The sequence below is a fragment of the Peribacillus sp. QJM3NY_7 genome, from assembly GCF_056173225.1.
The window spans coordinates 4,004,364-4,022,313 of the sequence record NZ_CM149663.1 but is presented as its reverse complement, the minus strand read 5'-3'; the positions used below and the strand labels follow the sequence as shown (position 1 = coordinate 4,022,313).

Annotated in this window: 21 protein-coding genes; 16 read left to right on the top strand and 5 right to left on the bottom strand. The window is 42.9% G+C overall.

Annotated features, from left to right (window positions below; translation table 11 throughout):
- Window positions 1–12 precede the first annotated feature (12 nt).
- The 4 genes from AC0VX1_RS19250 to tpx all read left to right on the top strand — a co-directional run bounded on the left by AC0VX1_RS19250 (window position 13) and on the right by tpx (window position 2,545).
- Window positions 13–552 carry an RDD family protein gene (locus tag AC0VX1_RS19250; RefSeq protein WP_082854555.1) on the top strand — a complete coding sequence of 180 codons (540 nt, stop codon included), beginning with the start codon at window positions 13–15 and terminating at the stop codon, window positions 550–552.
- Window positions 553–652: 100 nt separating this feature from the next.
- Window positions 653–1,345: a DUF2953 domain-containing protein gene (locus tag AC0VX1_RS19245; RefSeq protein WP_475468405.1), complete on the top strand. Its 693-nt coding sequence runs from the start codon at window positions 653–655 to the stop codon at window positions 1,343–1,345.
- Window positions 1,346–1,361: 16 nt separating this feature from the next.
- Window positions 1,362–1,862, top strand: a complete 501-nt coding sequence (gene ytfJ, locus AC0VX1_RS19240; protein WP_475468403.1) for a GerW family sporulation protein — start codon at window positions 1,362–1,364, stop codon at window positions 1,860–1,862.
- A gap of 182 nt (window positions 1,863–2,044) precedes the next feature.
- The gene (gene tpx / locus AC0VX1_RS19235) at window positions 2,045–2,545 is read left to right on the top strand and encodes a thiol peroxidase (protein WP_034309176.1); all 501 of its coding nucleotides are present in this window, start codon (window positions 2,045–2,047) and stop codon (window positions 2,543–2,545) included.
- 187 nt (window positions 2,546–2,732) lie between these two features.
- Here the strand turns inward: tpx and AC0VX1_RS19230 are convergent, their stop codons facing one another.
- Entirely contained in the window at window positions 2,733–3,044 is a 312-nt protein-coding gene (locus tag AC0VX1_RS19230) for a hypothetical protein (protein ID WP_098184794.1), read from the bottom strand.
- Between the two features lie 579 nt (window positions 3,045–3,623).
- Between AC0VX1_RS19230 and AC0VX1_RS19225 the strand changes: the two genes are divergently transcribed.
- From AC0VX1_RS19225 to AC0VX1_RS19205, 5 genes are all read left to right on the top strand, one after another.
- The gene (locus tag AC0VX1_RS19225) at window positions 3,624–4,610 is read left to right on the top strand and encodes a class I SAM-dependent methyltransferase (protein WP_034309170.1); all 987 of its coding nucleotides are present in this window, start codon (window positions 3,624–3,626) and stop codon (window positions 4,608–4,610) included.
- A gap of 3 nt (window positions 4,611–4,613) precedes the next feature.
- A complete protein-coding gene (locus tag AC0VX1_RS19220; protein ID WP_328110278.1) occupies window positions 4,614–4,769 on the top strand; it encodes a hypothetical protein in 156 nt (51 codons plus the stop codon).
- Between the two features lie 18 nt (window positions 4,770–4,787).
- On the top strand, window positions 4,788–5,993 hold the full coding sequence (locus tag AC0VX1_RS19215; RefSeq protein ID WP_475468399.1) for an acetate kinase: 1,206 nt from the start codon (window positions 4,788–4,790) through the stop codon (window positions 5,991–5,993).
- A 227-nt stretch (window positions 5,994–6,220) separates the two neighbouring features.
- Window positions 6,221–7,063: an EcsC family protein gene (locus AC0VX1_RS19210; protein ID WP_048681081.1), complete on the top strand. Its 843-nt coding sequence runs from the start codon at window positions 6,221–6,223 to the stop codon at window positions 7,061–7,063.
- Entirely contained in the window at window positions 7,060–7,572 is a 513-nt protein-coding gene (locus AC0VX1_RS19205) for a MogA/MoaB family molybdenum cofactor biosynthesis protein (protein WP_413021331.1), read from the top strand. Before AC0VX1_RS19210 ends, AC0VX1_RS19205 begins: the two co-directional genes overlap by 4 nt.
- A gap of 58 nt (window positions 7,573–7,630) precedes the next feature.
- On the opposite strand, the gene AC0VX1_RS19200 is transcribed toward AC0VX1_RS19205, so the two are convergent.
- Window positions 7,631–7,945, bottom strand: coding sequence for a hypothetical protein (locus AC0VX1_RS19200; protein WP_475468397.1), 315 nt, complete (start codon window positions 7,943–7,945; stop codon window positions 7,631–7,633).
- 213 nt (window positions 7,946–8,158) lie between these two features.
- Here AC0VX1_RS19200 and AC0VX1_RS19195 point away from each other — a divergent pair, with 213 nt between their 5' ends.
- Complete coding sequence (locus AC0VX1_RS19195; protein WP_034309158.1) at window positions 8,159–9,364, top strand: argininosuccinate synthase; 1,206 nt, start codon at window positions 8,159–8,161, stop codon at window positions 9,362–9,364.
- Window positions 9,361–10,740, top strand: a complete 1,380-nt coding sequence (gene argH / locus AC0VX1_RS19190; protein WP_034309155.1) for an argininosuccinate lyase — start codon at window positions 9,361–9,363, stop codon at window positions 10,738–10,740. Before AC0VX1_RS19195 ends, argH begins: the two co-directional genes overlap by 4 nt.
- Before the next feature lie 52 nt (window positions 10,741–10,792).
- Here the strand turns inward: argH and AC0VX1_RS19185 are convergent, their stop codons facing one another.
- The gene (locus AC0VX1_RS19185; RefSeq protein ID WP_034311454.1) at window positions 10,793–11,230 is read right to left on the bottom strand and encodes a universal stress protein; all 438 of its coding nucleotides are present in this window, start codon (window positions 11,228–11,230) and stop codon (window positions 10,793–10,795) included.
- Window positions 11,231–11,460: 230 nt separating this feature from the next.
- On the opposite strand from AC0VX1_RS19185, the gene bamE reads away from it, so the two are divergent.
- Window positions 11,461–12,030 (top strand): outer membrane protein assembly factor BamE domain-containing protein, encoded by a 570-nt coding sequence (gene bamE, locus AC0VX1_RS19180; RefSeq protein WP_475468394.1) that lies wholly within the window; start codon window positions 11,461–11,463, stop codon window positions 12,028–12,030.
- Window positions 12,031–12,111: 81 nt separating this feature from the next.
- Here the strand turns inward: bamE and AC0VX1_RS19175 are convergent, their stop codons facing one another.
- Window positions 12,112–13,209: a M24 family metallopeptidase gene (locus tag AC0VX1_RS19175; RefSeq protein WP_048681093.1), complete on the bottom strand. Its 1,098-nt coding sequence runs from the start codon at window positions 13,207–13,209 to the stop codon at window positions 12,112–12,114.
- Between the two features lie 118 nt (window positions 13,210–13,327).
- Between AC0VX1_RS19175 and AC0VX1_RS19170 the strand changes: the two genes are divergently transcribed.
- The 3 genes from AC0VX1_RS19170 (at window position 13,328) to AC0VX1_RS19160 (ending at window position 16,501) form a co-directional block, all read left to right on the top strand.
- The gene (locus AC0VX1_RS19170) at window positions 13,328–14,008 is read left to right on the top strand and encodes a metal-dependent hydrolase (protein WP_048681095.1); all 681 of its coding nucleotides are present in this window, start codon (window positions 13,328–13,330) and stop codon (window positions 14,006–14,008) included.
- Window positions 14,009–14,885: 877 nt separating this feature from the next.
- A complete protein-coding gene (locus AC0VX1_RS19165) occupies window positions 14,886–15,110 on the top strand; it encodes a hypothetical protein (protein WP_034309145.1) in 225 nt (74 codons plus the stop codon).
- Between the two features lie 71 nt (window positions 15,111–15,181).
- Window positions 15,182–16,501 carry a DRTGG domain-containing protein gene (locus AC0VX1_RS19160; protein ID WP_034311452.1) on the top strand — a complete coding sequence of 440 codons (1,320 nt, stop codon included), beginning with the start codon at window positions 15,182–15,184 and terminating at the stop codon, window positions 16,499–16,501.
- Window positions 16,502–16,528: 27 nt separating this feature from the next.
- On the opposite strand, the gene AC0VX1_RS19155 is transcribed toward AC0VX1_RS19160, so the two are convergent.
- Complete coding sequence (locus AC0VX1_RS19155) at window positions 16,529–16,831, bottom strand: YtpI family protein (protein WP_034309143.1); 303 nt, start codon at window positions 16,829–16,831, stop codon at window positions 16,529–16,531.
- 168 nt (window positions 16,832–16,999) lie between these two features.
- Here AC0VX1_RS19155 and AC0VX1_RS19150 point away from each other — a divergent pair, with 168 nt between their 5' ends.
- Window positions 17,000–17,938, top strand: coding sequence for a DHH family phosphoesterase (locus AC0VX1_RS19150; RefSeq protein WP_413010417.1), 939 nt, complete (start codon window positions 17,000–17,002; stop codon window positions 17,936–17,938).
- The last annotated feature ends 12 nt before the right edge of the window (window positions 17,939–17,950 follow it).

Here is a 17,950-nt window from a genome sequence, read left to right as displayed (position 1 = left end):
GGGGGCTGAAGGATGACGGAAAGAAATGAAAACAATGAACAAATCGCTTCATCCAATCTAATGGCAGATCAAGAGGTTCCCGTTCAGCAGGAATTTACATCAGCCAAAAAGGCTGTGGGTGATGATGAAGTCAAAAAAGTGCATTTTGCTGGTTTTTGGATGAGGTTTTGGGCCTATTTAGCCGATCTATTGGTTATCGGAAGCTTGAATCGGATTTTGATTCATCCCATCTTTAAATTTTATGAAGGAACTGATGACCTCTGGTTCTCCGCAGAGGGCTTCTTAACGGGGATCGTATTTTTCTTATACTTTGTATTGATGACCAAATTCTTGAATCAAACCCTTGGCAAGATGATTTTTGGACTGAAAGTGGTTGCCTTGAAGGAAGAGAAAAAGACCATTTCATGGAGCACGATATTGTTCAGGGAGCTGATTGGCCGCTATATTTCAAAAGTAACCTGGATTGGCTATCTCTTGGCAGGCCTATTACCGAAGAAACAGGCTTTGCATGATGTCTTTGCAGACACGGGCGTTGTGTTGATCAGAAGATGATTTCTTCCATTCATAAATCTGTAAGAGCGTGATTTTCGCTTTTGCAGGTTTATTTTTTTTTGTATATGCCGATAATGATAGGCTGAAGGGGTGTAGGTGCATGAAGTGGCTTTTGATGATTATGGGTATCCTCATTTTGGTGCTGCTTATTGTTATTTTTACTAAAGTAAGAGTGTCCATCGACTACAAGCGTGTCCAAGCGAATGACCTAATACATATTAAATTATCAGCTTGGTATGGGCTTTTTCACTATACATTCAAGGTTCCGGTCATAAAAATGGAAGATGACTCGGGAACTGCAGTAGTAAAGAAAGAGCAAGAAATGAACGGAAAAACAAATAAGGAAGAAAAGAAAAAAATCACAGCCGAAGATTTGCGGGACGGATTCGCAGACATTCTGGAAACGCTTCAGCATATAATCGGATTCCATAAGATCGTCCGTAAATTCGCTGGGAATATCCAAGTCAAAAAATTTACCTGGCATAGTAAGGTCGGTACTAAAAACGCTGCACACACCGGTGTTTTAACTGGTGCATGCTGGGCACTTAAAGGTTCAATCATCGGTTTGCTGACAACCTATTTCAACTTTCGGATCATGCCCTCCTATTCCATTACACCCGACTTTCAGAGATGGCAGGCAAATACATCGATTTCCTGCATATTACAATTCAGAATCGGGCAGGCTATGGTGACTGGAATAAAACTGCTTCGTTATTGGAAAGGCGGAAAGCCGCATTTCAAGTCGAGTAAATTAGCGAAGCTATCAGGTGATTCCAATAAACAATCGTTATAGAGTGGAGGGAATTTAAATGTCAGATCATCCGATCCAAGGTTTAATGAAAGAAGCGATGGAAAATCTTAAAGAAATGGTCGATGTGAACACGATCATTGGGGATCCGGTAGAAACTCCGGATGGAAGTGTCATTTTAACTGTATCCAAAGTGGGGTTTGGTTTTGCAGCCGGTGGCAGCGAATTTGTGATGGATGGAAACCATCAAGGACAACAAGGCGGTTCCAAGCAGCCTTTTGGCGGCGGTAGCGGCGGTGGGGTCTCCATAACACCAATTGCCTTTTTGATTGTCGGTTCCCATGGAGTGAAAATGATTCATCTCGATGAAGGGACGCACCTTCTAGAAAAAATGATGGATTTAGCTCCTCAAGTCGTCGATAAGATTCAGTCCATGCTATCCAAGAAAGACAATTATCAAAAGCAAGGCAATAATCAAAACCAAGGAAATAATAAATACCAAGGCGGCAGTCAACCAGCTGTAAACAGGTACCAAGAACCTAAACAGGATATAGACTTCTAATTGCGACTCGGCATCCGCCGAGTTTTTCTTTTTTGCTGCAGTTCTTCCTTTGCACCGAAAAAAGCTCGGATGGCGAACTTGTGCATGCATCATTCACATTTCCTGATTCAATTAATTGCAAAATTCCGGCAAAACAAATATTATTATGCTTGTACATATAGCAGAAAAGGGAGGAATTATTAATGGCTTCAGTTACATTTAAGAACAACCCGATCACTTTAGTGGGACAAGAACTAAAAGTTGGGGACAAAGCACCTGATTTTACAGTATTGGCTAATGACTTATCACCGGTTACTTTAAGCGACTCCAAAGGTTCTGTCCGCATTATCAGCGTTGTTCCATCCGTGGATACAGGCGTATGTGATGCACAAACACGTAAATTCAACGAAGAAGCGGCAAAATTGGATAATGTGAAAGTACTGACAATCAGTAACGACCTTCCTTTCGCGCAAAAACGCTGGTGTGCTGCCAGCGGCTTGGACAATGTTCAAGTTCTTTCCGATCACCGTGACCTTTCATTCGGTGAAGCATATGGTGTCGTCATGCAAGAACTTCGTCTATTGGCTCGCTCTGTATTCGTTGTGAACAGCTCTGATGAAATCACATATGTAGAATATGTGAGTGAAGGTACGAACCATCCAAATTACGAAGGTGCAATCGAAGCGGCGAAAGCGGCAAAATAAGATGCGAATTTAAGAAACCGGGCACAATGTGCCCGGTTTTTTGTTATAATGTTGATTTTCTTGTTGATAAACACCTTGTCGTTGAAGTGGACAGGTCCTTTTTAGGATTTAATGTTCATTGGAAAGTTGTGTCGATCGATACATTTCATTTCAATTGAAGGGTATCATTTATTATATCTGGATTCAGTTAAGGCTCGAAAGTCGGACCATTTTGTGGTAAAACAACCTTGCCAGACCATTCCTGACCATTAGGTGTTCCAACTCTTATGTCAATTTCATTAGGCCACGATGGCATTTGTCTTGGTCCTGGGAAAAACCCCGCTTGTTGCCCTGCTCGAAAACCTTCTCGATATCCTTGTCGATACCCTTGACGAAATCCTTGACGAAAACCTTGTTGAAACCCCTGCTGTTGCCTGTTAAATTCATCTGTTGACTGAATATCATGTTGCTGATTTATCGGATTAACCTGCCCATGATAGTTTTGATATTGATTATCCATATATAATCACCACCTCATGCATGGTATTCTGTTTGGGCCTTCATTGAGCCTATCCAAGTAATAAAAAATTACAGGGCAACAAAACAACCCGTTTTAGACAAAAGGTTTTCTATCTGAATTTCAAAACAAAGTTGAATGGAACGTAAGGTACGAGACTCCTGCGGGAAAAGCGTGTCCAGGGGAGACCCCGCAGGCGAAGGCCGAGGGCAGAACACGTGGAAAGCGAGTGCCTGGAGCGGAAATCAAGTCCCCCAATAACATTTCATGGTTCGGGGTGTGACCAGTCCTAGCCACTTGTTAGACAAAAGGTTTTCTATCTGAATTTCAAAACAAAGTTGAATGGAACGTAAGGAACGAGACTCCTGCGGGAAAAGCGTGTCCAGGGAGCCCCCGCAGAAAGCGAGTGCCTGAAGTGAAAATCAACGTCCAAATTTTACAAGGGAGTGGGCGCGAGAGATTCCTTATCAAACGGAAAACGGTAAGTTAAATAATCGAAGAATGATGAGCAGGACGTACTGCTTGTATCTCTTTCTTCTTACCTTTAAAATAGGGACAGAAGCAAACAGGAGGAATTAATAAGTGAAGTCTACCCCAGTTGAACAATTATTTTATGAATTTGATGAAACAGCTCAAATATTGCAAAGTGAACTATCATGTACGTATCTGGATGCCTTGGGCGAAACGGGCGAGAATTTCTTCCAAGGGAAAGTCCTGCAGGATGAAATCAGTGAAGTATCGAAGAAAAGGTTAGCGAAGCATTATGCAGATTTTTCACCAGAGAAATATGAGAAGGAAGCAATCCGCAAAGCGTATCAGCTTGCCATTTTAAAAGGCATGCAGCAGAGTGTTCAGCCGAATCATCATATGACTCCTGATGCAGTCGGCATGTTCGTCAGCTATTTAGTAGGTAAATTCACCAAGGACCAAAAAGAGATAGTCATGCTCGATCCAGCCATTGGGACGGGGAACTTACTATTTGCGATCATGAATCAACTTACTGATAAGAACATCGCTTCATATGGTGTCGAGATTGATGAAACCTTGATCAGGCTTGCTTATGCTGGTGCCAACCTGCAAGAACATCCACTGGAATTTTTCAATCAGGACAGCTTGGAGCCACTTTTCATCGATCCTTCAGATGTTGTTGTCAGTGATTTGCCGATTGGTTATTACCCGAATGATGTGCGTGCAGCTGAATATGAATTGAAGGCCGACAAGGGACATTCGTATGCACATCATTTGTTTATTGAACAAGGTGTTAAACACGCGAAGGATGGCGGACACCTATTCTTCATTGTCCCGAATAACCTGTTCGTCTCGGAGGAAGCTCCGAAACTCAATGATTTCTTGAAGAAGCATACACATATCCAAGGGATGGTGCAACTGCCGCTTTCCATGTTCAAGAATGAATCGGCTGCCAAAAGCATCCTGATCCTTCAAAAGAAAAAAGAGGGGATCGAAGCTCCGAAGAAGGCATTGCTTGTACAACTTCCGAAGTTGTCGGATTTCGAAGCGACAAGGTCTGTCATGCAACAGATGGATGATTGGTTTAAAGAGGAAAAATAATCAATGAAAGCTGATGCCGCAGGCATTGGCTTTCATTTTTTTTTTGAAGGAATGATTATTGCAATTCTTCGTTATCATTTGGTTGTAATCGCATGCCATGATAAGATTGTACTATACACTGCACGTTTCATTGAGATGAACATGGAAGAACTAACTTAGAGTAAAGGAGCAGGAGCGATGTCAAAAGTCATGGCTATTAATGCGGGCAGCTCTTCATTGAAGTTTCAGCTTTTTGAGATGCCTAGTGAAAAAGTAATTACAAAAGGTATTGTAGAAAGAATCGGCTTGAAAAATTCCGCATTCACTTTAAGCGTCGAAGGCGAAAATGTTTCTGAAACGGTGGATATACCCAATCATGAAGTGGCTGTAGGGCTTTTATTGAAAAAGCTCATTGACCATCGCATCATTGACTCCTTTGAAGAGATAGATGGCGTAGGGCATCGGGTGGTGCATGGCGGCGAGGTATTCAGTGACTCGGTCTTGATCACGGAGGATGTAATAGAGGAAATCGAAAAGCTTTCCGAGTTGGCGCCCCTTCATAATCCAGCCAATATCACCGGAATCCAAGCCTTCAGGCGAATACTTGATGATGTGCCAGCGGTTGCGGTATTCGATACGGCCTTCCATCAAACGATGGCAGGAGGTTCCTATTTGTACAGCTTACCTCTTGAATATTATGAAAAGTACGGAATTAGGAAGTATGGGTTTCATGGTACTTCACATAAATATGTATCGCAGCGTGCTGCCGAAATGATTGGCCGCCCAATTGAACAGCTTCGATTGATATCCTGCCATTTAGGGAATGGTGCAAGCATTACGGCCATAAAGGGAGGCAAATCGATTGATACATCAATGGGGTTTACTCCCTTGGCCGGTGTTACCATGGGAACGCGGTCAGGGAACATCGACCCTGCACTGATTCCTTATATCATGGAGAAGACGGGAAAAACTGCAGATGAAGTGCTGGATGTCCTGAATAAGGAAAGCGGCATGCTAGCCCTTTCCGGATTTTCCAGCGACCTGCGCGATATTCAAGTTGAAGCGGATAAAGGAAATGAGCGGGCTGAACTCGCACTTAAAGTATTTGCAGATCGGATTCACAAGTACATTGGCTCCTATTCAGCTAAAATGGGAGGTGTGGACGGCATCATTTTTACAGCGGGCATCGGTGAAAACAGTCAAAAGATTAGAGGGCGTATCTTGGAGGGACTTGAATTCATGGGGGTATATTGGGATAAGGATCTCAATCATACCAAGGGTAAGGAAGCGTTCATCAATACACCTTATTCCCCTGTCAAAGTCATGGTCATCCCAACCAATGAAGAAATCATGATTGTCAGGGATACCGTGAAAATAGCTTTGAAAGAAACCTGGAAAGCATGACTTCCTGTTTTTTTTATAATGATCTCCTTATCTCTTTGGTAAGGGGGTCTTTCCAGTGAATGAAGTTTATCAATTTTCACCAGCGGAATTCGACTTCTCATTGATTTTATATACTGGCAATCCATACCCTTGAACGCTGGATCGCCATCATCCATTCTCAGAAATGCATCTTTCTATGGTATACTTAAGGGAGAATCCACCAATTCTGTACATAGGAGGCTTGATGCATGGAATTCACGAACCGGGAAATGAAAGTTTGGAATGAAATTAGTGAATGGCAGGAAAAACTCTATCAATATGAGCCAACGGATCTTGCTGCATTGTATGATAAATGGTTGGAGCAGGGGTTTGCCCTGCTACCGGAAAACGTACAACAACAGTTTTTTGAAAAGCTTGATACTTGGCTTTTTCATTTGCATGCCATGGTTCAGAGCTCACAAGTTCAAATAGATGCAAGAGAGCGGATTTTAGCATCTGCGCGCGTGTTTAATGAAGAAATCGAAACGTTGAGTGATTTGAATCACTTATCGATCGACCAGTTGAATTACATAGCCAATCAGCATATTGCTAAGCATCGCTTATATTCTTTTGCACAAGGCGGGATGAGCGGATCAGGAGGCCTGCTTTTGCTGGGGAGCGATATTCCGGCCATGACCGTCATCAATGTCAGGATCGTACAGCTGATTGCGATGTCTTATGGTGTCGAGGTGAATACACCGTTTGAAATGATGCTGGCCCTTAAGGTATTCAATGCAGGAGCGATGCCAAAGAGGCTCCAAGGAATAGCCTGGGAAGAATTGATCCGTGAGGTACAGACAGCAGAAGATGACTATTTTTATTTAGGAATCGAAGAATTGACAAACCCTACATGGATGGAACAGCCGCTCAAACAGCTGTTGAAAGCATTATCCATTGCCGTTTTCCGCAAAAAACTGGTTCGGGGCATACCGTTCATCAGCATGGCCATCGGGGCTGGATCCAATTATCAAATGACCCGGAATGTCAGTGAATTTGCCCAGAAGTTCTATCAATATCGTTATTTACTGGAAAAGAAGGCTGATGGAGAATGAGTGTCAAGAATCATAAAAAAGCCGTCACGGAGGCAGTTCGCTGCATGGTGATAACCGTCAGCGATACGCGCGATGAAGTAACGGATAAAAGCGGGGCACTGATGAAGGAATTATTGAAATCGAGTGGTCATGAAGTGACGGAATATGTAATCGTTAAGGATGAGCGGAAGGCGATTCAGGATGCGGTCACTTTTGGCAGTCAAAGCAGCATGGTTGATGTCATATTAACAAATGGGGGCACTGGCATCGCCAAAAGGGATGTAACGATCGAGGCGGTCAAAGAATTGATGACCAAGGAAATACCCGGTTTTGGCGAGATATTCCGTATGCTCAGCTATCAAGAGGACATCGGGACGGCTGCCATTCTATCCAGGGCAATTGCCGGAGTCGTGAACAACAAAGCGGTTTTTTCCACCCCAGGCTCATCAGGGGCGGTTCGGCTTGCAATGAATAAATTGATTCTTCCGGAATTGGGACATGTCGTCGGTGAACTTCGCAAGGATTTATAAGAGGGATGCAAAAAAAGCCACAGTTTTAAACTGTGGCTTTTTTTGCATGGAATAGGCCTTAATTATGCATCTTTTCCGTCACGGCTTGATTGGCACGATACCAAAGCCATAAATCATTGATGATGGAAGCAAGTTCCGCAATTTCGGAATTGAGATGGCATGATTTGGCGAAATTACTCTCATCGGAGAGCCGAAACTGCTTTCGGTTTATCGTGGATTCCAGTTCCTTGATGCGGTCCGGAATGCTTCCCCTGATATTCTCCCAATGTACGAGTATTTGCTGCTGCTCGCCTTTTGTATATTCATCCCACTCCAAATTCAAATCAGGAATGGAGATGCCGAGCCTTTCATCATAGATAAATAGTTCTCTCATATGCCCTCCGCTTTTCGATTTATCATACTCCTAGTTTACTATATTCTCGCGGAAGCATCCAATGTGTAAATTCCCTGAAAATAATAGGGGATTATTTAGCGAAATCTTTAAAATACCCCTTGTATTTCATTAATAAAGATGATAAAGTACTAATCATAGAATGAATAAAAATAACAAACGATGAATTTTTATTCACACGAAAGGACGATGGAAATGGAAAATCAAAAAGTTGTTTTAGCATATTCCGGAGGTTTGGATACTTCCGTTGCAATTAAATGGTTACAAGATCAAGGGTACGAAGTTGTGGCATGCTGCTTGGATGTCGGAGAAGGAAAAGATTTGGATTTCATTAAGGAAAAAGCGATCACTGTTGGTGCGGTAAGTTCCTATGTCATTGATGCGAAGGACGAATTCGCTGATGAATTCGCATTGACGGCTCTTCAGGCACATACTTTGTATGAAGGGAAATATCCATTGGTATCAGCTTTATCACGTCCGCTGATCGCGAAGAAATTAGTGGAAGTGGCTGAAGCGGAAAACGCGGTTGCCGTTGCGCACGGTTGTACGGGAAAAGGAAATGACCAAGTGCGTTTCGAAGTATCAATCTCCGCATTGAACCCTAATTTGCAAGTTCTTGCACCTGTTCGTGACTGGAAATGGTCTCGTGAAGAGGAGATTGAATATGCAGCGAAAAATGGCATTCCCGTTCCGATTGGCATGGCGAGCCCGTTCTCGATTGACCAAAACCTTTGGGGAAGAAGTAACGAATGCGGAATCCTGGAAGATCCTTGGGCAGCTCCGCCGGAAGAGGCCTATGATTTGACTACAAGCCTTGAATGTACGCCAGATACTGCCGATATCATTGAAATTGGTTTTGAACAAGGTGTGCCGGTTACATTGAATGATAAAAACTATAAATTGGCTGACCTGATCGTCGAGTTGAATCAAATTGCCGGCAAACACGGAGTTGGACGTATCGATCACGTTGAAAATAGATTAGTAGGGATCAAATCACGTGAAGTCTATGAAGCTCCTGGTGCGATGACATTGATAGCTGCCCACAAAGAACTTGAAGATATTACGCTTGTTAAAGAACTGGCTCACTTCAAACCGGTGATCGAGAAGAAAATGACTGAATTGATTTATGAGGGACTTTGGTTCTCTCCGCTTCAAAAAGCTTTGGCTGCATTCCTGAAAGAAACACAAGTGAATGTAACGGGTACGGTACGTGTGAAACTATTCAAAGGTCATGCGATTGTTGAAGGAAGAAAATCCGAGTACTCCCTATATGACGAAAAATTGGCTACCTATACAAAAGCGGACGAATTCGATCATGATGCAGCAGTTGGATTCATTAAGCTATGGGGACTTCCAACGAAAGTGAACAGCATGGTCAATAGCAAGAAGGTGACAGTGTGAGCAGCAAGCTTTGGGGAGGAAGATTTACGAAATCTGCCGAAGAATGGGTAGATGAGTTCGGAGCTTCCATTTCCTTTGACCAGGAACTTGTCCTTGAAGATATTCAAGGCAGTTTAGCTCATGTAACCATGTTAAAGCAATGCAGCATTTTACCTGAAGAAGATGCGGATCAGATCATTGCGGGTCTGAAAAGTTTACAGGAAAAAGCTGAGAAGGGTGAATTGACTTTTAAGGTTGAGATGGAAGATATCCACCTCAACCTGGAAAGTATGCTAATAAGCGAAATCGGTCCAGTTGGCGGAAAGCTTCATACAGGAAGAAGCCGTAATGACCAAGTTGCAACCGACCTTCATCTGTATATGCGGAACCAAACGAAAGTGATTCTGGAACTCATCAATGATTTGCAAATAGCGATTTTGGGACAATCCAAGAAAAATGTGGAAACACTGATTCCAGGTTATACACATTTACAGCGTGCACAGCCCATTTCGTTTGCCCACCATTTAATGGCCTATTTTTGGATGCTTGAGCGTGACAAGCAGCGCTTCACCGAGAGTTTCAAAAGAATCAACATTTCTCCATTGGGTGCTGGGGCATTAGCTGGGACGACTTTCCCGATTGACCGTGCCCTCAGTGCGGAGCTATTGGGGTTTGAGGGAATATACGAAAACAGCCTTGATGCGGTAAGTGATCGTGATTTTGCCATTGAATTCATGAGCAACAGCGCGACAATGATGATGCATTTATCCCGTTTCAGCGAAGAAATCATTCTCTGGTCAAGCCAGGAATTCCAATTCATTGAATTGGATGATGCGTTTTCCACTGGAAGCAGCATCATGCCGCAAAAGAAAAACCCTGATATGGCGGAATTGATCCGTGGTAAAACAGGACGGGTTTATGGGAACCTAACGGGGTTATTGACTGTTTTGAAAGGACTGCCGCTTGCTTATAACAAAGATATGCAAGAAGATAAAGAAGGCGTTTTTGATACGGTTAAGACCATTGTTGGTTCACTTAAAATATTTGCCGGCATGATTTCAACGATGAAAGTGAAAACGGACGTAATGGAAAAAGCAACAAAAAATGACTTCTCGAATGCGACGGAATTAGCTGATTACCTGGCTTCAAAGGGAATGCCTTTCCGTGAGGCGCACGAAGTGGTCGGGAAGCTCGTATTGTTCTGTGTCCAGAATGGCTGCTATTTAGTCGACCTGAGCATTGAACAATTCCAGGAAGCTTCCGAGTTGTTTGATCAGGATATTTATGATGCATTAAATCCTTATGAGGCAGTTAAACGCCGTAACAGTGCGGGCGGTACAGGTTTTGCCCAAGTCCTGCTAGCGATTGAAAAAGCGGAAAAACTGGTAAGTGAATAACAGGAAAAAGCTCGTTCACCAATTTGGCGAACGAGCTTTTTATCATTTTCTCTTATTGATTCGTACGCACGACCATTACATCACAGTTTGAATGGCGAACGATGCCTTCCGACACGCTGCCGATAAGGAAACGTTCGACTGCATTAAGGCCTGTTGCACCGCAGACAATTAAATCGATCGAATGCTTTTTCGCTAAATCCCTTGGAATTTGAACTTTAGGAGAACCATAGGCAACTTCTGTTTGGACCTTTGTAATCCCGGAGGCAATGGCTTCCGTTTTATACTTGTCCAATAGCTCATTGGCAAAGGTTTCAGAGTGATCACGGATAGTCATATCATAAGCTTCGACAGTAGGGAAATTCCTTGTATCCACGATGTGTGTGAGCACAAGGGTAGCATCACTGAGTTTTGCTAAGTAGATGGCCTTTTTTAAGGCCCACTCTGCTTCTTCCGAGCCGTCCACTGCTACAAGAATATTTTTATAATCTATACTATTCAAGTGAATCTCCTCCTTCTATTTCATTCCTATTATACAATGATTTACCTTATGGATCTGATTTCAATTGTAACAAATTAGCGAATGTTTATGCCAATAATCTGGAAATTGTATGATTCCAACCTTATTATGATGTGATGAATCATTGCATGACGAATCTCTATTCTTTTTACCTTATTTGTTTATTTATGGTAACCTCTAATGTGAGAGGGGAGTTTTTTTCTTTGAGTGTTTCAAAAATAGTAAACTATGCATTATATTTATACGTGCTTTTGTATGCTTTGATCTATTACATTTTTATTTCTTACATCAATTTTGTACATGCTACGATCAATTTAATGAGTATATCAGCACTGCTGCTTCCATTTATTCTATTACTATTTTTTCAAAGGATTTCATGGAAATATACCAATAAGCATAATAAAAGGAAACCCAAAATTAGATTTATAGTCATATCAAGCCTTGGCTTTGCCCTTCTGGTTTTTTGTGTGGTTATGTTAGGGGTAAATGAATCTGAATCAAGGTTCACCACTGAAAGATGGTTAAATGATGTTGAAGGAAGAGTCTACCTGGTAGATGACTTAATCAATGAACATGAATTGATAGGCATGACAAAAGATGAAGTGTTCACGCTTTTAGGGTCTCCAACAGAAACGGAATATTTTAAAGAGGAAGATCATGTTGTTTATTATCTCGGTGACGAGAGGGGAATCATAAGAATAGATAGTGAATGGCTGGTCATTTGGTTTGACGGCAGTGATAAAGCAATGAAGTATGAACTGCGGACCGATTAGTTGATATGTTGGATAAATACCCCCGCCTTAAATGAAGGCGGGGGTATTTGGATTTCGTTATATTAAATGGTTCATGCATTATCACTTTATGATTTGCAGGCTCTTCGGGAATTTGGTCAAAACCTCACAGCCGGCATCGGTGATCAATAGATCATCTTCAATCCTGACACCTGCAACATTTGGAACATATATGCCAGGTTCGATGGTATAAACCATTCCGGATTGAAGTTCGAGTGAATTCGTTTCAGTCAAGGATGGATACTCATGGACACTGATCCCAAGTCCGTGGCCGAGCCTGTGCGGGAAGAATTCACCGTATCCTTTATCCCTGATGATGTTTCTGGCCGTCAAGTCTATCTCGGAACAGGATACACCAGGTTTACTGGCTGCAACGGCAGCTTCTTGTGCTCTACGTACGGTTTCATATATTTCTGCCTGTTTATCATTGATATCTCCGTAAGCAACCGTTCTAGTAATGTCAGAGCAGTACCCTTCATGAACGACGCCAAGGTCAAAGAGGACAAGGTCGCCGCGCTGAACCTTCGTATTCCCAGGTGTGCCATGCGGGGAAGCGCCATTTTTACCAGTCAGGACCATGGTGGAGAAAGACATTTGGCTCACTCCGGCCTTTTTCAATTCGTATTCAATCGCTGCAAGGATTTCCATTTCCGTTTTACCTTCATGAATTTCGCTGACACCCACTTCAATCGCAAAGTCGGCAAGGCGGCATGCTTCACGGATTTTGACCATTTCATCTTCCGATTTGATCATTCGCATCTTTTGAAGTTTTTCTTCTGCGGAAACAAGCTTCGGTGCTCCGAAGTGTTGTTGGACCTTTTCATAACGTTCCACATTCATATGCTCTTTTTCAATGGCCATTGTATGAATGGTTAAACCGCGATCCTTGACTGCCTGCTTAACTTTTTCCCAAGGGTTTTCAATGTCGGTGTAACCGATGATATCTCCATCCCATCCAGCTTGTTTAGCATCCGGAACTTCCATCTGCGGGCAGACAAGGAAAGGCTCAGCATTTGCAAAAATGGCAAGTGCCAGCAGTCTTTCATGAGGATCACTAAAAAACCCGCTCAAATAGAAGATGCTCTCTGTAGATGTAAGTAAAGCGGCTTCAGCCTCATTCGCCTGTAGCCAAGTTTGTAGTTCTTTCAAACGTTCATTCATGACGGTACCTCCATTAATAAGATATAATTACCTTAGCAATATTTAAAAGTATAGTAAATGGGAAAGACCTAAGAAAGCTACATAAAAAAATTGTTGGTATGGGAAGGGAGCATCAAAAATGAAAGTATCTTTTCATGGACATGCAGTTGTAAAAGTCGAAACGAATGGTAAAACGATTTTAATCGATCCATTCATTACTGGAAACGAATTGACCGATTTGAAGGTGGAAGATGTGAAACCGGATGTGATCATCTTAACACATGGCCATAATGACCACGTCGGTGATACGGTTGAATTGGCCAAAAGGCATGATGCGCTTGTCATCGGCATTGCAGAGATTGCCGATTACCTGGGTGATCAAGGGGTCAGGACCCACGGGATGAGCATCGGCGGAGCTTTCGAGTTCGACTTTGGAAAAGTGAAACTGACGCCAGCTTTCCATGGAACGGGATTCAATAATGGAGAGGGGCAAATCATTTATTTAGGAATGCCTGCTGGAATATTGCTTACGATAGAAGGGAAAACGATCTATCATGCAGGGGATACAGCGGTATTTTCGGATATGAAACTGATCGGGGAACGACATCCGATTGACTTGGCATTCTTGCCTATCGGCGACAATTACACCATGGGCCCGGAAGATGCAGCACTTGCAGCGAAATTCCTTCAAGCCAAACAAGTCGTGCCGATTCATTACAATACTTTCCCTGTCATCAAACAGGATCCTGAAAAATTCCTCGACCTGCTTGAAGAGGAAAATGGACTGATCATGGAAGCCGGGGATGAAATAGACTTTTAAAAGGAGCGGGAGCCTGCAGGGGCTTCCGTCAGACTATAGATAGGCTCGATGATAATGGAGTGTGTCGACAGTTTTTTTTAGGTTTGTAAAATTTGACCGTTTCTTTCCACTGCAGGCACTCGCTTTCCGCGGGCGGTCGGGGAGACTCCTGCGGGGTCTCCCTGGACTCGCATTCCCGCAGGAGTCTCGCACACCCGCTCCAATCAACTCTGCATTAATACTAAGAGAGAAACCCAATTTCCCTCAGTTTTGGAAGGTTTGTAAGTTGACTGTTTCTTTCTCCATTAAGACTTAACAATTTATATTCGCCTTTACTAAAGACTTTTTGTTTTTTATTAGAAAAGGAGAACTTTAGGAAAATAAGTCAAGATCATTATTTTACATATACACTTCCGTATATCTCATTATCGGGATAGCGTCCAGTTTCCAAAATCTAATGCATGGGAAAGTCGTGGTTGTTGGTGCGTTTGTCTGCACCGCTGTGGACCAAGTGATGATTGGTGTTTTACCAATACTACTGCTTCCTGTTTTCCTTGCAAACTACCTCGTACAGTGAGTTTCTTTTCTAAACTTCATTTTTATTTCTGACACTTCTTTATTATCTGTCTGTTTAGAATCATTTTCCTCTCCATTGACTGCCACTTTAGTACCTGCTTCGGAACATCCAGCTATAGTTAGGGCGCTCAAAGCAACTATTATTGAATGGAAATGTTTAACAAAACTCCTCCTTATGTATATCGAGTAAATTCACCCCTCTTTTATGAAAAAAGAATCCATGCAAAGTGAATCTATCTGAAAGTAAACTCTCGCTCAGCAGCCAAGTCTTTTTTCCTTTCGCAGGCATAAAATGAATAGATGAAAAAAAAGGGGGGATTGGATGAAACAGAGGTTATTACTGTGTTTGCTTTTATGCGGTGTGATGTTGTATTATGCCGTGCCGCGCTTGTCGTTGGAAAGTGGCGGTCTGGAGGGTCTGTTTGCCGGCTCCTGGCTGTTGTTTGCATTGTTGGCGGTAGCTGGAAACTTGACGGGCATACTATATTCTCCTAAGAAACAAAAGGTAAAGCGCCAGCCGGAATACAAAAGGTTGCGCCAATACTAGTAGTTGTTTGATAAACTGGGCTCTTTGACCTTATAATGGAGAATAGGAATACCGTGAAAAGGGTGAAGCGCTTGGCTACAAAGCATGAACAAATATTGAAACATATCGATGGGCTCCCTGTTGGCGAGAAGATTTCCGTCCGTCAAATTGCGAAAGCATTGAATGTTAGTGAAGGTACGGCATACCGGGCAATTAAAGAGGCGGAGAACCAGGGCTACGTGAGCTCGATTGAGCGGGTAGGCACGATCCGCATTGAGAAAAAGAAAAAAGAGAATATTGAAAAGCTCACTTTTGCAGAGGTAGTCAATATTGTTGACGGACAAGTTCTTGGAGGGAAAACGGGACTTCATAAGACATTAAATAAATTCGTCATCGGGGCGATGAAGCTGGATGCCATGATGAGATATACAGGCGCAGGAAACCTGCTGATCGTCGGGAACCGTACACAGGCCCATGAGCACGCGTTAAAAGCGGGTGCAGCGGTGCTGATCACCGGGGGATTCGATACCGAAGAGCCCGTTAAAAGGTTAGCCGATGAATTGGAGATGCCAGTCATCTCAACGAGTTACGATACATTTACCGTCGCAACGATGATCAATCGGGCGATTTATGACCAATTGATCAAAAAGGAAATCTTGCTGGTGGAGGATATTTTGACACCCGTACAGGAAACGACCTTTTTGACCGTGGGTGACCGGGTTCAGACCTGGCATGAACTGAATCAGGAATCGGGGCATAGCCGTTTCCCTGTTGTCGATGACAATATGAAGGTTCAAGGAATGGTCACATCAAAAGATATCATCGGACAGGAAGAGATGACGCTCATCGATAAGGTGATGACGAAAAACCCGATGACCGTAGGCGATAAAATGAGTGTGGCATCTTCTGCACATATGATGGTTTGGGAAGGGATCGAGTTAATCCCGGTCGTGAATGACAGTCATATCCTAAAGGGTATCGTGAGCAGGCAGGATGTGCTGAAGGCATTGCAAATGAGTCAAAGGCAGCCTCAGGTCGGCGAAACGATCGACGATACGATCACCAGCCAGCTTGTGATGACTTCGAATCGCGGCAAGGGCGAGGAAGTGTATAACTATGGAGTCACCCCGCAGATGACCAATTACCTTGGTACCATTTCAAGCGGTGTGTTCACGACATTGGTCACCGACTCGGCAAATCGAGCACTTAGAAGCTATAAGCGCGGTGACTTGGTCGTGGAAAACATGACGATCTACTTCATCAAGCCAGTCCAGATCGACAGTACGCTTGAAATCCATCCGCGTGTCCTTGATGTAGGACGTAAATTCGGAAAAGTCGATGTCGAGGTGTTTAACCAAGGCAAACTTGTCGGCAAGGCGATGTTGACTTGTCAATTGCTGGACCGATCATGAAAAATAAAAAGGATAATCGAAATTCGATTATCCTTTTTGATTTGCAGCTTCTTCGATTGCATGCGGCAAATAAAATTTATACATTTTATAGCCGCCCCAAATACTGAATAAGCCAACGAAGATGAAAACGGCGGCAATGATATAAGTGATGGTCGTGTGGAATAGAAAAAGCTGATTGATTCCGAATAGTGCGACAAACGCACCGAGGGCAATGGAAGACTTCCCTGAAATCCACTTTTTCTCCATCGGCATTCTGGTTCGGACCGATTTGATTTTATAAAACAGATAGACCCCCAGTGAAAGAACGATCAAGGTGACAAGAATAGGCATCGTTTGAAATTCCCCCAATTTAACATATGTACCTTTTTATTGTAGCGGGAAATGAAAGAGAATGCCACAGTAAACAAGATGAGACTTCCTATTTCCGCAATTTTTTGATTAAATGAAATATATCATCTTTATAAGGCTCGATAATACATATGTTAAGGGGAGATCAATATGAAAGCTGAAATATTAGCAGATATAAAGCGTTATGATACTATCATTCTCCATCGTCATGTCCGTCCAGACCCGGACGCTTATGGTTCACAGGGGGGATTGGCGGAAATCCTGAAAGCATCTTTCCCCGAAAAGCGAATTTATACGGTCGGGAAAGAGGAACCGTCATTGAATTATTTAAGAAGGCTCGATGTGATTTCGGATGAAACATATCAAGGTGCCTTGGTCATCGTTTGTGATACCGCAAATACGGACCGGATTTGTGATGCACGTTACACGACGGGGGATAAACTGATTAAAATCGATCATCATCCTAATGAAGATCCATATGGGGATATGCGTTGGGTCGATACATCGGCAAGTTCCACAAGTGAAATGATTTACGAGTTTTACCAGTTCGGTAAAGAGCAAGGCTTGAAGATGAGTGATGAAGCGGCACGCCTTCTATATGCAGGCATTGTTGGCGATACAGGTCGTTTCCTATTCCAAAGCACGACTGAAAAGACATTTGCCTATGCCAGTGAATTGATTCACTATTCGTTCTCCCGCCCGCAGTTATATCAGGAGATGTATGACGTCGAGGATAGCATAGTCCGGTTGAATGGATATGTGCTGCAGCATTTTGAAATCCTTCCATATGGAACGGGGAAAATGATCATCACGAAAGATATACTTGAAAAATTCAATGCTTCCACATCTGAGGCATCGCAGCTCGTTTCCTCGCTGGGTTCGATTAAAAATGTTAAGTCATGGGTCTTTTTCATTGAAGAGGATCAAGAAATCAGGGTTCGTTTCCGTTCTAAAGGACCGGTCATCAATACGATTGCCCGTAAATATAACGGCGGAGGCCACCCGTTTGCAGCAGGGGCTTCGATCTATTCTTGGGATGAAGTGGATAATATCCTTGCCGACATGGAAGAGTTGAATAAAGCGGAATGATAAAAACTAAAA